The sequence below is a fragment of the Pseudoalteromonas rubra genome, assembly GCF_001482385.1.
Taxonomy (GTDB): Bacteria; Pseudomonadota; Gammaproteobacteria; order Enterobacterales; family Alteromonadaceae; genus Pseudoalteromonas; species Pseudoalteromonas ardens.
The window spans coordinates 61,193-77,129 of sequence record NZ_CP013612.1; the positions used below are offsets into that span (position 1 = coordinate 61,193).

At 48.4% G+C, this 15,937-nt stretch carries 12 protein-coding genes; 9 read left to right on the top strand and 3 right to left on the bottom strand.

Translation table 11 applies throughout. From position 1 onward, the window contains the following. Positions 1 to 124 precede the first annotated feature (124 nt). The 4 genes from AT705_RS19765 to AT705_RS19775 all read left to right on the top strand — a co-directional run bounded on the left by AT705_RS19765 (position 125) and on the right by AT705_RS19775 (position 8,776). Positions 125 to 739, top strand: a complete 615-nt coding sequence (locus tag AT705_RS19765) for an OB-fold-containig protein (protein WP_058798099.1) — start codon at positions 125 to 127, stop codon at positions 737 to 739. 69 nt (positions 740 to 808) lie between these two features. Beyond that, a complete protein-coding gene (locus AT705_RS25760) occupies positions 809 to 2,008 on the top strand; it encodes a flotillin family protein (RefSeq protein WP_237113860.1) in 1,200 nt (399 codons plus the stop codon). Between the two features lie 6 nt (positions 2,009 to 2,014). After that, on the top strand, positions 2,015 to 2,902 hold the full coding sequence (locus AT705_RS25765; RefSeq protein ID WP_237113861.1) for a hypothetical protein: 888 nt from the start codon (positions 2,015 to 2,017) through the stop codon (positions 2,900 to 2,902). Positions 2,903 to 2,992: 90 nt separating this feature from the next. Further along, a complete protein-coding gene (locus AT705_RS19775) occupies positions 2,993 to 8,776 on the top strand; it encodes a DNA repair ATPase (RefSeq protein WP_058798100.1) in 5,784 nt (1,927 codons plus the stop codon). A gap of 30 nt (positions 8,777 to 8,806) precedes the next feature. On the opposite strand, the gene yiaA is transcribed toward AT705_RS19775, so the two are convergent. From yiaA to AT705_RS19790, 3 genes are read right to left on the bottom strand one after another with little or no spacing between them, the layout of a single operon-like run. Further along, entirely contained in the window at positions 8,807 to 9,253 is a 447-nt protein-coding gene (gene yiaA, locus AT705_RS19780) for an inner membrane protein YiaA (RefSeq protein WP_058798101.1), read from the bottom strand. A gap of 11 nt (positions 9,254 to 9,264) precedes the next feature. Further along, entirely contained in the window at positions 9,265 to 10,074 is an 810-nt protein-coding gene (locus AT705_RS19785) for a DUF2145 domain-containing protein (protein ID WP_058798102.1), read from the bottom strand. A gap of 2 nt (positions 10,075 to 10,076) precedes the next feature. Continuing rightward, entirely contained in the window at positions 10,077 to 10,427 is a 351-nt protein-coding gene (locus AT705_RS19790; RefSeq protein WP_157576924.1) for a hypothetical protein, read from the bottom strand. A 133-nt stretch (positions 10,428 to 10,560) separates the two neighbouring features. On the opposite strand from AT705_RS19790, the gene AT705_RS19795 reads away from it, so the two are divergent. The 5 genes from AT705_RS19795 (at position 10,561) to AT705_RS19815 (ending at position 15,827) form a co-directional block, all read left to right on the top strand. Continuing rightward, a complete protein-coding gene (locus tag AT705_RS19795) occupies positions 10,561 to 11,304 on the top strand; it encodes a helix-turn-helix domain-containing protein (RefSeq protein ID WP_058798104.1) in 744 nt (247 codons plus the stop codon). Between the two features lie 111 nt (positions 11,305 to 11,415). Next, the gene (locus AT705_RS19800) at positions 11,416 to 12,072 is read left to right on the top strand and encodes a LysE family translocator (RefSeq protein WP_058798105.1); all 657 of its coding nucleotides are present in this window, start codon (positions 11,416 to 11,418) and stop codon (positions 12,070 to 12,072) included. Between the two features lie 281 nt (positions 12,073 to 12,353). Then, positions 12,354 to 13,397, top strand: coding sequence for a GGDEF domain-containing protein (locus AT705_RS19805; RefSeq protein ID WP_058798106.1), 1,044 nt, complete (start codon positions 12,354 to 12,356; stop codon positions 13,395 to 13,397). A 307-nt stretch (positions 13,398 to 13,704) separates the two neighbouring features. After that, positions 13,705 to 14,766, top strand: a complete 1,062-nt coding sequence (locus AT705_RS19810) for a hypothetical protein (protein WP_058798107.1) — start codon at positions 13,705 to 13,707, stop codon at positions 14,764 to 14,766. A gap of 11 nt (positions 14,767 to 14,777) precedes the next feature. Next, on the top strand, positions 14,778 to 15,827 hold the full coding sequence (locus AT705_RS19815; protein ID WP_157576926.1) for a hypothetical protein: 1,050 nt from the start codon (positions 14,778 to 14,780) through the stop codon (positions 15,825 to 15,827). The last annotated feature ends 110 nt before the right edge of the window (positions 15,828 to 15,937 follow it).

Consider the following 15,937-nt stretch of genomic DNA (forward strand, 5'->3'; position numbering starts at 1 on the left):
CCGCTGTAGGTTGTATTTACGTTTATTTACCATGCAGGCGCTCAACTTGGTGTTTGTTCATAAATACCACGCTATGCTCCTTTTGTTATTTAAAATGCAACAATCCCCCGTGTAAGGAGGAAATATGGACTTTTTAAACACGGCTTTCACTTTTCCTACGGTGATCTACTCTACACTACTGCTGATTGTGTTGCTGTTCTGGCTGATTTCTTTGGCAGGCTTTGCCGACCCCGATATGCTCGACGGCGATGCCGATATCGAAGCTGAAGGAGGCGCGGACGGCGGCTCTCTGTGGCAAATGGGCTTTGGTGGTGTGCCTTTGACTGTTTCAATCAGCTTAATCGTCGCATTGAGCTGGGTAGTCAGTTACTACGCACAAAAATTATTTGCCTACCTGCTTGGTGATGGGGTCATGTTTTACCTGATTGGCAGTGCATTTATGCTGGGTAGTCTGGTTGTGGCATTGCCTCTGGCGGCAGCGTTAGTCAGGCCGCTACGTGGGGTGTTCGATAGCCAGCAGACCAGCAGTAAAGACGCGTTAGTCGGACTGGAGTGCGTGATTGCCACCGGAAAAGTCACCACCACATTTGGCCAGGCACGCGTTTCCCATGAAGGCAGCGAGCAGTTGATCGAAGTCAGATGTGATGAAGAAAATTCGTTTACTCAGGGTGATAAAGCACTGCTGATTGAACACAACGCAACAACTCACAGTTACACAATCGTCACCAACCCCTGGTGATGGCTCAACTTTATAAATGGCGCCGGATAAGCGCCCGGGAATAACTTATAAAACTTATCAGGAAGAGATATGGAATTTTTAAATAACCTTGGACCTGTTTTGACTATCGTCGGTACAGCGATTGTCGTCATTTTTGCCGTCATTTTATTGATTGGCAAATTCTATCGTAAAGTGGAGCAAGGCCACGCGCTGATCATCAATAAAATGAAAAACGAACCTGATGTCACCACCACAGGCGGCATTGTTTACCCGGTGATCCACAAGATGGAAGTTATGGACATTTCCACCAAGCGCATGGTGCTGGAACGCCGTGACAGCAGTGGCCTGATCTGTAAAGACAACATCCGTGCCGACATTGCCATTACTTTTTATATCCGCGTGAACGAAAACAAAGAAGACATACTGCGGGTAGCGAAGCAAGTAGGGTGCGCGCGTGCGTCTGAGCCTGAAACGCTGCAAGAGCTGTTTGAAGCAAAGTTCTCTGAAGCACTGAAAACTGTGGGTAAACAGATGCACTTCGAGGAGCTGTTCACGCATCGCAATGAATTCAGGGATAAGATCAAAGAAGTGATTGGCCAGGACCTGTCGGGCTATACCTTAGAAGATGTCGCCATCGACTACCTGGAGCAAACCTCGATTCATAAGTTGGATCCTAGCAATATCCTGGACGCGGAAGGTATTCGTCGTATCACTGAAAAAACAGCAGAGCAGAATGTTGAAACCAATCAGTTAAAGTGTGACGAGCAAGCAAAAATCGAGATCCAGAATCAGGCGGCGCTGGAAAAAACGCTGGAAATAGAGCGTCAGAAAGAAGACGCCATGGCAAAGCAAAAGCGTGAGATTGAAACCGTTCAGGCACGCGAAGAAGCCGAAGCTGAGCGCGTTAAGCAAGAAGAGCGTCTGAAGTCTGAAGAAGCGCGGCTTAAAGCCGATGAGGCTATTCAGATTGCAGAGCAAAACAGGCAGCGCGAAGTCGATATCGCTGAGCAAAACCGCCTGCGCGTGTTGGCGATTGAAGAAGAAAAAGTGGCCCGTTCACGCGAAATCGAGGTGATTGAGCGCGAAAAAGAAACCGAAATTCTGCGTATTAACAAAGAAAAAGCGCTGGAAGTGGAACGCAAAGAGATTGCGGATGTGCAACGCGACCGTGTGGCAGTTGAGAAAACTGTGGCGGAAGAGCAGGAGCGTATCAAAGACGTGCAAACGCTGGCTGCCGCCGAACGTGATAAGCAGGCTATTGTGATCCGCGCCCAGGCCGAAGCTGAGTAGGCCTTAGTGAAAGACATTGAAGCCGCTAAAGCACAGGAGCAGGCCGCTGACTTTAAAGCCCGTGAAATGGAAAAAATGGCCGAAGCTGAGCTGCGCATTGCCAATCAACAGGCTGAATCGAAGAAGATCCTGGCAGAAGCAACGCAGGTTGAAGCGGCTGCCTCAGGCTTGGCAGAAGCTGACGTGATCAAGGCCAAAGCACAAGCCAATGCATTACAGGGTGAAACAGACGCTAAGGTACTACAGCAGAAGATGGAAGCAGAAGCGCACGGTAAGCGCGATATTGGCCTGGCAGATGCCGAAGTACAAACTGCCATGGCAGATGCGATGGAGAAACAGGGTGAAGCGGAAGCGATTAACCTGGAGCGCAGAATGTCAGCGGAAGCCAAAGGTCTGGAAGAGAAACTACAGGCTCTGAACGCCATGGATAAAGACGCCCGCGACTACGAAGGCTTCACACTGCAACTGAACCAGCAAAAAGAGCTGACACTGGCACAGCTGGAAGCAAACAAAGACATTGCTGCTCATCAGGCACAGGTGCTGGCTAAAGCACTGAGCGATGCGGATATCAACTTCATGGGTGGTGACGGCCAGTTCTTCAACCAGTTTATGAACGCCATCACACTGGGCAAATCCATCGATGGCCTGGTCAACGAAAGCCAGACTATGCAGACTGTGTTTAAAGATCACCTCAACGGTGAGCGCAACCTGATGGACGACCTGAAAGGTGTACTGGCGGGGGCTAATGCTTCATCGGAGACACTTAAGAACATCAATATGAGCAAGTTTTTCCAGCAGCTGAGCAACACGTCTGATGCTGAAAAACAGCAACTGCTTAGCCTGTTGGGCAATTCACTGAACGGTAATTCAGCCAAAAACACAACACAGGAATAAATCCCTGAAAAGGGGCACAGCCCCAATGTTTTTTGAGGTGCGTGACGGCAATTCGGGATCACGCACCCGATATGATTACAGGAAAGTGATATGATGGAACCAACAAGTCAGGATACTGAGTCACACAGTGCACTGGAGCAGGGCTCCTATCAGCTAATAAAGCGTCGCTTGAGCAATTTCGGCAGCGAGCTGCGCACTCAGGTTGATGCACTCAATGGTCAACGCGTTGACGCCTTTGGCAGCACTGAGCTGAAAGTACAAGGTCGAGCCCGGGTTAGAACGGAGCACAATTGCATTCCCAGAGACATAGTACTGATCGGTGATAAGCTGATCTTTGCGTACAACGTCTTTATGGGTCTGAAGCAAAGTACGCACGTCAGTGATGTATTCAGCGTACAAAAACTGGTGTTACAGGATGACCATTATGAAGTGGAGCCGTATCCGTCAGAGACCAAGTTTCTGACCGATGCCCGCTTTTTACGAGATTTTGACGAGCTTTATACTTATTACAAAGAAACTCGTTTGCAGCATCTGTTTGTGCAGGGTGGCAAGCTGTTTGCACTGTTCCAGATTGGTGACCGGCTGAGTGATGTCAGGGTATTCCGCTGGCAAATTGCCGCGGATAACACGCTGGACTACATAGATAACCGTGGTGAACGAGATATCTCAGAGCATAGCGGCTTTGATTTTGAATGGACCAGGACAGATCGTGCCCAGCATGAGGAAGGCCGACACCCGCACATTAATGTGCTCGACAAAGTGTTTGTCGAAACTGTCGGTGGCGACTTGACCATTAAGATTGAAAACAACACTGAGACTGGCGAAGGCATTTATAGCGAACCGGTAGAGGACAGCAATCAGTCATTGGCAGACTGTGAGTTGGATTACGCGCAGGTCGGTGAGCTGATCCTGCTCAGGGTTCAGCCTTATCGTGAAAAGCAGTGGCGTTACTTTGTCTACAATTGTCGCACTCAGCAGGTGCTCAGACAGGATGCCATTGGTCAGGCTTGTGTGCAGTTGCCTGAAGACCACGGCATTATTTTCCCGGGTGGCTACTATCTGCAATCCGGTCAGACGCGCTATTTTGAAGAAAAAATAGATGATTTGGAGTTTCATCGCCAGCTAAAATCGCCAAACGGTGAAGACGTGCTGTATGTGTTTTATGAGCCTACCGAAGGCCGTTATGCACTGTTCGCTTACAATATCATCGAAAAGAACCTGCAAAACCCCATTTATTGTCATGGCTATGGCATTTATGAAGATGGTTTAACGCTGACCTTTAAAGCTGAGCAGGAAGAAGCCGAGCGGGTTCACCCTATTCAGATCTGGCAAAGCCCCTTTTGTTCCGCAGAGTTTGCTGCTAATGCACCCACACCGACCAGTGTATTCGGCCGCATAGGCAATCCGGACCTAGTCAGAGCCATCTCTGATCTTTATAGCGTCTGTAAGGCCATCAGCGAGCAAAATCCCAGCGTTTTTCATTACGAAGATCTGATCTCTCATACCCGCGGGATACTTGATCGCTACCACTGGCTCGCTGAAGCTGATTTCAGCACCATTAATACGCAACTGCACGACATCTTTGAGACCTCTGAGCAGGTGCTGGATGAGTTTGAAAAGGTCAGCCAAATTCAGCAAAGTGCCCGTCAGGCGGAAGCCGATATTGAGCAGGAAAGCCATCAGGTATTGCGTGAAGTGCGCCCCGACAGTTTTAAACAGGCCAGTGAGTTTGTCGCCAGCCTGGATGCGCTGAAACTGCTCAAAGGGAAAGTGATCAGTCTGGAAGAAGTGAAATACATCAACCTTGATGTGCTCAATACTATCCAAAACAATATTGATGAGCAGACCCGGGTACTCAGCCATGCCACGGCGACTTTCTTACAGCAGGATAAAGCCCTTGCGCCTTATCATGAACAGCTCCAGGAAATTAACGAGAAAAGTGAGCAAAGCGACAGTGTCACGGAACTTAAAGGCTACCTCGGGTCACTTGAAACACTGGGCGATGAGCTGGACCTGCTGAACCACACTATGCTGGACCTGGAAATTGAAGACAGCCGGGTCAGGACGCAGATCCTTGAAGATGTCAGCGCCGTGTATGCGCTGGTTAACCGGGCAAAGGCGGCCGTTGAAATACGCCGCAAAAGCCTCGGCAGTGTTGAGGCTAAGGCGGAGTTTGCCGCGCGCTTTAAATTGTTCAGTCAGAGTATCACCAGTGCGCTGAGCGCTGCTAAAACCCCTGAGCAATGTGATGAGCAGTTGTCGCGATTGCTGATCCAGCTTGAGGAGCTGGAGTCTCAGTTTAGTGAGTACGATGAATTTCTGGGTGAGATACTGGCCAAACGAGACGACGTTTACGAAAGTTTTGAAGCGCACAAACAGCAGCTGATAGACGAGCGTCAGCGCCGGGCACTGAATCTGGCCACCGCAGCAGAGCGGATTTTACAGGGCGTGAGCCGACGTACTCAGAACTTTACTGAGCTGGATCAGATCAACGGTTATTTTGCTTCCGACCCTATGATCAGCAAGTTACGTAGCCTGACTCAGGAGCTGAAGGAACTTGGCGATGAAGTCAAAGCCGATGACATCGCTGCTAAGCTCAAGGCTTGCAAAGATCAGGGGATCCGTTCACTCAGAGACAAGCAGGATATCTATAGTGACGGTGGTAAAACGGTCAAAATTGGCAAGCATGGCTTTAGCGTGAACAAGCAGGTGCTTGACCTGACGCTCTTACCCTGCGATGACGAGTTAATGCTACACCTGACTGGGACGGAGTACTTTGATGTGATCCCTGACCCACAAGCCCGTTCACAGTTAGCTGAGGCGGCTGACTACTGGACGCAAACTTTACCCTCTGAACGACCAGAGATTTATCGCGGTGAGTTTTTGGCCGCCCAGATCTTGCGAGCGGCGCAACGGGGTGAGTCTGACTTGTCAATGGAGCAGCTACTACGTGCTCAGCAGGAGGAGTCATTGCTGAGTTTAGTTCAGGCATTTGCTGAGCCCAGATATCAGGAAGGCTATGAAAAAGGGATCCATGACTTTGACGCGACTCAGATCCTGAGCTTGCTACTGAAACAAAAAAGCGCGCTTGGATTATTGATTTATCCGGCTAGCTGCCGGGTTATGGCCCAGCTGTTTGTCGCGACACTGGATGAGGCACAGTTACAGCCGTTGCAACAACAAGCAACTCAGGCGCAACTGATGGCCACTACACTCAATGATCCGCGTTTCAACCAACTGTTAATTAGTGAGCTGAGTGAGCTGATAAGCAGTTTTGAAGTGCAACTGGGCGATTATACAGCGAGTCTGGCGCAGTACTCTGCTCCGCTGAGCGCCGAATACCTCATTCAGGTGCTGGCCCGTAGTAAAGGTCTGCCACAGTTTGAAGTGCAATCAGGAGCGCGTAAGTTAGCTGAGCAGTTTCAGAGCATGGCCAAGGCCAAAGGTTTCTGGCAGACGCTGCAAGCTACTTTTGCTGAACTAAATACTTTGTCTGATAAGTGCCGCCTGGCATCGGGTTGGCTGAGCGCTTATGGTGAACAACATGGCGCTAGTCGTGAAGGTCAGATTGAAGCGGCGAATTATTTGTTGCTTGTGGATCACAAAGGGCTCAGTTATCAGGTGCAGGATGTCCAGGCGCAGACGCAGGTATCCGGTCTGATGGGGCAGCATTCGCGTATTGAAGAGCAGACTCTGGAGTTAGACTACGCTGAGTTTTTGGCTCGCACCAGTGCGTATATTGATCAGGCTTTGCCCGCTTATCAGGGTTATCAGCAGCTGAAGGCCGATGTTTTGCAAGCGCAAAAAGCACGCCTGCAACTGGAGGAATTTAAACCCAGACCGCTGAGTTCATTTGTGCGCAACCAGCTCATTGATAAAGTGTATTTTCCGATCATCGGGGATAACCTGGCCAAGCAAATAGGTGCTTCAGGCAGTGCTAAGCGCACCGATTTAATGGGCATGTTATTACTGATCTCGCCTCCGGGATACGGTAAAACCACTTTGATTGAGTACGTGGCAAACCGCCTTGGACTGACTTTTGTTAAGGTCAACTGCCCGTCTATTGGTCACGATCAGGTTTCTTTGGATCCTTCTCAGGCGATTAATGCGACGGCCGCCAAAGAGATAGATAAGATCAACCAGAGCTTTGAAATGGGCAACAACGTAATGCTCTATCTGGATGACATTCAGCATACCAATCCGGAGTTTTTACAGAAGTTTATTTCGCTGTGTGATGGCTCACGACGGATTGACGGTGTCTGGAATGGTAAGAGTAAAACCTACGACCTTCGCGGTAAAAAGTTTGCGGTGGTCATGGCCGGTAACCCGTATACCGAATCAGGTGAAAGTTTTAAGATCCCGGATATGCTGGCAAACCGGGCAGACATATACAACCTAGGGGATACACTGGCCGGGTGTGAGCAAGAGTTTGCCATGAGTTTTGTTGAAAATGCGCTGACATCCAATGCGGTACTGGCACCACTGGCAAATCGCAATATGGCTGACTTGTACAAGCTGGTGCGTATTGCTCAGGGAGAAGACATTTCGCTTAACGAGCTGGAATATGGCTATTCTCAGGCGCAGGCCAATGAGATCAGTGCAGTACTTCAGAAACTGCTGGTTATTCGTGAGACTGTACTCAAAGTGAATGCCCAGTATATTGCCTCGGCTGCTCAGGATGATAGCTATCGCACTGAGCCGCCATTTAAGTTGCAGGGCAGTTACCGCAACATGAACAAAATGGCGGAAAAGGTCGTTGCCGCTATGAATCAGGAAGAACTGGAAAACCTGATCCAGGACCATTACCGGGGTGAAGCGCAAACACTGAGTAAAGGCAGTGAAGAAAACCTGCTTAAACTGGGTGAGCTGCGAGACACGCTCACAGCCGAGGAAAATGAACGCTGGGCTCAGATTAAGTCAGACTATGCACGACTTAATCGGGCCAATGATGCGGGAAGCCCGGCTTTGTTGGCAGTTGAGCAACTGGCTGAGGTCAGTGGTGCGTTATCACAGATAGCCTCACGTCTGGACAAACAGCAGCTGAGTCACAACTACACTGAGCAGTTTGAAGGCTTGCGTGCTGTACTTGGAGAGCAGGGCGTGACAGCGCAACTGCAACAATTGACTCGACAAGCCGAGCAGCCTGCCATACTCAAAGTGCTAGAGCAACTTGCTGAACAAAACCAGGCGCATAACCAGCAATTCCCGCACTGGCTGGACACCATAACGACGGCAATAAACTCGGCTGCTCAGAGCAGTGACACGGCGACACGTGAGGGCCAGGCAGAACTCAAAGAGGTACTTGAAGTGCTGGTGTCTTATCAGCAGTCAGGGCAAAGCGAGTTGGTGCAGGCACTGAGCGAGGCAGTTAGTCAGGCGATGGCCAGCAGTGATCAGCTTGCAGCCAATAATGTGGCAACGCTTAAGTCAGCATTGGACTCTATGCTCAGGCAGCAGCAAACCAATCAGACAGCTCAGTCTCAGGCAGTATCCAAAGCACTGGCGCAGTCTGTTGCAGGATTAGAGCTTCATCAGAGCTCGCTGGATAAGGTGTTGGCGTCACTGATCAGCCAGCAGGAATCTCAACAGGCGAAGCAAAGTGGTGCTCAGCAAGCTTTGATTAGCGAATTGACGGCACAACTGGCACGTATTCAGTCGGCCAATGTGCAGGTAGATAACTACAGTGATGATGCCAGTGCCCAGGCATTAGCTGCAATAACTGAGTTACTTGGCCAAATGCATCAGGCCTCACAACAGGGAAGTGACACCCAGCTGCGTGAGCAACTCACTACGATTATCGACAAGCTTGAAAATTTGCAGTTGGCACCGTCGGAAGGTAATGAACCGAGAGGAGAGAATCCTTATATGTTATAAGGCCGCATTGTGCGGCCTCTTAACTTCAGATCACTCCTCGCCTTCATACACTTGTGTGCTGGGTGAGGAGACTGTTTCGATTATGCTCTGGCTATCCCGGACGTTCTTCTGAACGGCAATCGCAGCATACAGACTCATCAAAAACGCGATACCATAAAAGCCTTTTTCACTGAGCAGCAACTCAGCGCGCCACAGCGCAAATACCAGTAGAATGACGGCCAATAAAGTGGAAACCAGGCTTAATAAATAGTAAATGTTTGAAGTCGGGATCTGCTCCTGACTGTCCCGTATGCATTTTTGCAAAGAGACCGCAGAAAACAGGCCATAGAGCAGGGCTATCAGATAATACCCTTTTTCATTCATAGCCATTTGCGCATTGAACAGGCCAATCAGGTAGCAGGCGATACCAATCAGCAGAGCGGCAACAGATGCCAGTTTGAATGCTTTACTTGGTGCATAAGGGGCTGGTGCAGTCATACTGTGTTCTCCTAAAGTGGGTATTTCAAATCAACCGGACCATCTGGCGTCAGTACCGTACTGTGCGCCAGCAACTGATTGTTATTCAGATATCGGACGATAGAGGTAAAGGTGGTGGTTTTGATCTTACCTTGGTGATCACTGCTGTCGACACCATCATTAAAGAGTGAGCCAAGTGCCAGTTTAAAGCGACTTACATTGAGTGCTTGCGGCTTAAAATAGGCCTGCGTATTCACTTTGAGCTGTGCCATGTCCGTGGTGTTATATAATGCAGCATTGATCACATTCAGCGTATGCTCGGTGCAATTTTGCTTCTGATTATTAAAAGGATTAGCCACCACTGAATAGCTGGGGTTATGGACTTTGGCTGGCACGCCCTGAGCAATGGCATCCAGCAGCTTTTGTTGCAATGCCCGGCTGGGTATCGCAATGGCCGCTTTGAGATCATGTACTGACCAGAAAAAGTCCGTAGGATAATCTATTATCAGCTGGCTAGTGCCCGGGTCGTCACTCAGCTGATACAAGTTATGGATGGCATAACCTTGTCTCTTCTCGCCTTCAGAGGTTGTGAGTTCAGAATACACCGCCAGCGCGACATGGGTAAATTCTATGCCCTTAGGGAGGTCATCCAGACGACGACCAACCCGACCGATAACAAATACGTGTGCACCCTGATTTGCAGCATAACGCTCAACCTGTTTGGCAAACTGAGCAATCTGATTTGGTTCAAAGCGGGTCTCGCCACTATTTTGGCTGCCTGCAAAAGTGTGTGTGCTGGCACTTAGTGCAGCGGCCATGCACAGTCCTTGTATCCACTTCATAACTATCGCTCCTCGCTAAGGGCTTGTGCCGGTGCTGGTCCTGCGATCAATACATCGTCACAAATCGGTAAGGGTTTTGGGCTGGCTGCGTCAGATAAACTGAGAGCGGCACCTGTACTAACAGCGCCAGCTGACATGGCGCTTATCCCGACCACAGCGATCGGGGCAGCTAACACCACCATAGATACCTGGGCCCCGACAACGGCGCTTTCGCCTACGCTGAGTGCACTGTACTTGCTGGCCTGACTGCCATGATGGCTGGCCTGTGACGCATGACTGTCATTTGCCATAACCTGTGTACAAAATAATCCTAATACTGCAGAACATAAAACTGAACGAAGTAAATGAGTCATATCTTTCCCTCCTGGTAAGCAAACCATGTGGCTTGCGTTGACTTGCTTTCCAATTTACCGAAGGGATTGTATTTGTATACTCATATTTGATATGTATAGTAATCAGAGACTGTAAGTATAGGAATGTAATACTTTGAGCCAAATACCAATGATAACCTCAACGCTCAAACAGCTGTTGAAACAACATAAGCTGACCTATAAGGAGGTCGCTAACGCACTGGATATGAGCGAGGCCAATGTTAAGCGGGTCTTTGCCAGTGAACAGTTTAGTTTGCAGCGTCTTGAGCAGATCTGTGATCTGATGCAGTTGTCTTTGGCAGATCTGTTTGCGTTGGGAGAGCAAAAGCAGTCTCTGATCAGCCAGCTTACCCAGGCTCAGGAGCAGGAGTTGATGGAGATTCCGAAACTGTTTTTGGTGGCTGTGTGCGTGCGTGATGGTTGGCAATTTGAAGACATTATCTCTCACTATCAAATTGATGATCTGGAGTGCATTCGTTTACTGGCACGATTAGATAGCCTGAACATGATCCAGTTGCTCCCCAATAATCGCTATAAATCTCTGGTAGCGCAAGACTTTCGCTGGATCCCCGGAGGCCCGCTCGAGCGCTTTATCGAACAGCAGGTACTGACCAGGTTTTTACAGGGCGACTTCAACCGAGAAGACAGCTTTCGATTTTATTTACGCGGTAGTTATAGCGATGCGACTATCAGTCTGGTGAGACGCAGACTGGAGCTGTTGACTAAAGAGGTTGCTCAGCTGAATCAGCAAGATGCTCGCCTGCCTTTGGATAAACGTCAGAGTGTGGGGTTGTTTTTAGCAATGCGGCCATGGCAGTTAGGTTTGTTTAATGATCTCAGGCGCGAAGAGGCGAAATAGCGTTATAGCGCAAGGTTCAAAAAACTCCCGACTGTGATTTATTTTACGTATTAAAATGGGTACACTGAGACGATGATTTGTGCGATGAAGTGACGTTAGTCCGAAGCTCTGATGATCGATATTACTCTGTTACCTCTGTTTTTTACTACTATTTTCTTTTTGGTTATCAGCCCGGGCCCGGACCTGTTGCTGTTATCCAGTTACTCCGCTACAAAGGGGTTCCGTGCCGGTGCCTTTATCGCACTGGGTATTTTACTGGCAGGTTTGGTACAGACGGCGTTAGTGGCCTTTGGCCTTGGTCAGGTGATGCAGACAATGCCGCTGGTTGCACTCATTGTCAAACTCATTGGTGCGGCCTATCTGGCCTACCTGGGCGTCAAGATGCTTCTTCACTGGTACAAACACCGTCGCATTACCCCCTCAGGAACCGAAACCGCTCCCACTGAGAGTGGTTTAAACGGTGTCGAGCTGATCAAGCGAGGATGTTTTAACAACTTACTTAACCCCAAAGCACTGTTGTTTTTTAGCTTGTTCTTACCTCAATTCACCACAGCAGAGCATGGCCTGACCGCGCAGTTAGTTGTACTTGGGCTGATGTTAAGTCTGTTTGCGTTTGGCATTAATCTGTTGTTCGCTGCTGCTTTCAGTAATCTGGCGAAAACTATCGCAACAAGAGCCAAAGGGATAAAGCGCTGGGTTGTGCATCTCGACGGTGTACTGGGGACCTTGTTTATTGCGTTATCAGCGCGCCTGGCACTGAGCAAGTGAAGTTTCATTATATGGTAATAAGCAATAATTAACATTGCGCTGAGCACTGACAGTTCTAACTTTTGTATTTATTTCATAGGTTTGAATAATTTATTTTTAGAATTTGCAGGTGGGAATATTTTATGTTTTGGGCTTGGCTGAGTGAATTTAATTGTAAATGATACGATATGATTGATTAATTTTTTCTAATTATTTAGTATTGCACGCGTTTGGCTCCAAAGGTAGAACAATAAATAAACAATAAAGCATTGCCACCGAACAATGCGACTTGATGGACCTGTATGGAATTTGATACAACACTAACTCGCTCCGCGCACTATCTGAAGCAGGCGCTTCCTATTATGATCCGCTATCGGATCCCGCTGACACCACTGAATTATTCAATTTTCTATTGCTATGTTGTGGGCTCACAACCAGAGCTGAATGTGGAGTTGGATCAGATTATTGCCCGTTATCAGGGTTGTCCGCCTCATCTTGCCAGAGAGTTATTTGATAAGTACCTGTCTCAGCATGATTTGGCCTTGTTCCATGAAATTTCTCATTCTTTTCAGGGCGCGATAGATCAGGTCCAGAATGGTATCTGTGAAACCCTGGAATCTTCCCAGGACTTCTCTGCGTTTCTTTCCGAGTGTCACTATGGTCTGCACAACCTTAAAAAACGCGGTGCGGAACAAGACCCGAGTGCTTATGATGAAGTATTGGAATATGTGTCCAGGTTGACCCGCGAAGCAGTTGCAATGCAACAGAATGCGCTGGGCTTTCAGAATAAACTGGAAGTGGCTTACGATGAAATTAAGCTACTTAAAGAGGCGCTGTTTGCGTCTCAACGAGAGGCCAACACAGATAAGCTGACGGGATTGTTGAACCGGGGCAAGTTCGATGAAGATATTGTCAGTTTCTGCACACACCCGCTGAGTAAGCAAAAGGTGTTGATATTTGTTGATATTGACCACTTCAAACGATTTAACGACGATTTTGGCCACCAAAAAGGCGATGACATTCTGCGCAAGGTGGCAGAAAAGCTGTCACACCATGCACAAGGTCGTGGCGATGCTTACCGCTATGGTGGCGAAGAGTTTTGCCTTACTTTATCAATCAGTAGTGTTAGCGAAGCGGTTAGCTTTGCCAATATGGTTCGTCATGACATTCGAAAGCTGTCGGTGAAGGATAAAAAAACTGGTGAACCTATTCGGCAGATCACGGCGAGCTTTGGTATTGCACTACACAAAGAAGGTGCACCCTGGCAAAGCCTGATTGAACTGGCAGACAGGGCGCTCTATCTGGCCAAATCACACGGACGAGATCGGGTCGAAGTCGCCGGCTAACAGTCGGCGAACGCTATGCTTGTATCTATTTTAGACGCACAGCACATCTTGAAATTTCCTCAAATACATTATTCTCCAAATTACAAACGTTAATAAAAGTTTAATTTATATTCGTTTTGTGGTTGATTTTTGATCATATACTCATTAGCTTATTATTCGTTTTAACTAAAAGGTCAGACGTCAGATGAGTGATGCTTGTATGCAGTTGCGCTTTATGTAATTTTCGCGGTATGGCGTATTACCGGATAACCGAAATCTGAAGACTGGTCACTGAACACAATGATTTAATAGGATTTAAGAGGAAGCTATGCAGCACAAAATCAAATACTTTCTACGTTTTTCCTGGCTTTTCTTGCTAGGTTCAGTCGCATTTAATTCGTTTGCAAGTGGTTATAAAGTCGTTCTTATCCACGGCCTTCAGACCAGCCAGATCACTTCAGGCTATCCAATCGATGTAATTGGTGACGGGGAGTCTTACTGGGCAGAGTTTTGGGGCCAACATGCAGATGTACGTATTGACTGGCCAGCGCTGGAGCGTATCGAAGGCAAGATAGCCAGCGACTATGTTTGGCCAAAGCTGAAGCAAATGTCGCAACAGGGAACTTGTCAGCCAGGTTGTATTCTGGTCACTCACTCTACGGGTGATCTGGTTGCGCGTTATCTGTTGGATAATCAGGCAAACTGGCTTGAGAACGCAGGCTTAGCACCGCTTAACATTGTTGCAACCTTTGATATTGCAGGTGCTGGCGGTGGCAGTGAATTGGCTGATTTGGCAGTGAGTGTTGCTCAGGGCACATCAGGTTTGAACCCTCTGCTTGAAGCCGCCATCAGAGCCTGGCTAGGGGGTTCTGTTGAGGGTCGCCTGGGTGTGTTGAATGACCTGAAAGTAAATAACGCCAGACAAATCGCCGCTCTGCCAGAAGCCAGAACACCAAGGTTGCGCTTTGTTGCTGATGGAACCTTGTTTCTGGGGGCGACTAAACTTTTCCTCAAAGGCACAGATGACAGTGTTGTCGCAACTCACTCTGCATGTGGTGCCAGCCGTGCAGACGATTTTGGTAGCTGTAGTGCAAGCGTTGCAACTAGCGGAAAGCTTGCGTCGCAAAGCGATGCTGTTAGCGGGTTTATGCCATATCATTACCCTATGCTGATGAGTGATAACTATGACCACTTTTCTGTCATTAACGATCGGGCTGAAGGCAAAGTGACTGCCGCACAAGCGAGCCGCCAGTTAGTGGACGGTCGCACCATCAACTTCAACACCTACGAAGAAGAAACGGGTGCCTGGTTCTGGAAAAGTACTTATCGCTATGTTGAAAACTCAGGAAATAACAGCCTGTCTCGTCTAATGCTTAACGCGATGCAATAAGAGAGGTCAGGATGAAGTCCCGAATGTTCATTATTCTGACGTTTTTGGCAATCGGGCTTGGTTATTGGTGGCTCAGCGGTGACGCTGAGCCCGTTCACCACGGCGCAGTTGCTAAGACACTGAATGCTGAGGTGGTTAACCATCAGCCAGAACAAGCTATAAAAAACACACCTCAGGTAAAATCAGTACAACAGTCAGAGCGTCATATTCCGATAGAAATGACTGATGCCGCGAGCAAAGTTGCTCAGCTTTATGAGCAGCAGTTGCGTTATGCCCCGTACTCTCAGCCTTTATCACTGGCAGACACTGACAGGCTGACACCCAATCATTTTTATCCGGTGACCATTCCGACACAGGATATTGAAGAGGTATTGACACTTAAAGTGAGTCAATATCGTTTTGTGTATCCAGAACCCATAGAATTAATGCTGACTGGCAGTGATATTTATGGTGCCACTGTGATGGTAAGCGAGGTAGACAGTAATAAGGTGCTGATAACACAAAGCCTGCATGAGCAAGAAGGCGGTTATATTGCCAGTATACCTGGTAAAAAAGATTTTCCCAGAGCATTGCAACTGACCGTACAAGCACATGTCAGAGGTGATGAGATCCCCTTAGTCGCACAGGTACAATATATGAAGCCCAGTGCTGAGCTGGTAAATCTAGAACAGTCTAGGGTACACGGCAGTGATCTGCTGATTGATGCCAGACTGAATGTGCAGGAAGCTGGGATTTATCGAGTCAGAGCAAATCTGTTTTTAGGCGATCAACCTTTGTCTCATGTGGTTGCCAGAAAACGCCTGAGTGAAGGTGTGCAGACATTGCCCATGAAGATCCATCAAAGTGTGTTGCCGAACCATGCATCAGGCCTGAAGCTAAAGACTTTCGTAGTAGAGCGGATGTCTGGCTCGCCGCAGGAAAAAGCACGTTTTGGCCGAAGTAAAGTCAGTGAGTTTGCACTGGATGAGGTCGATCTCTCGGATCTTCAAAGACAAGCTTACACACCTAGTGCACAAGAGCAGCAGAAACTGGCTTTTTTAAAGCGGCTGGGCAAGCAATAGCCATTACCTTAAGATTGATTAGGGCAAGCGGGGAGGCCTACACACCATCTTGAACTTTGCTTGAATTGGCTCCCCGGTATCGAACCAGGCATGCGCTTTGGGTAAAGGCG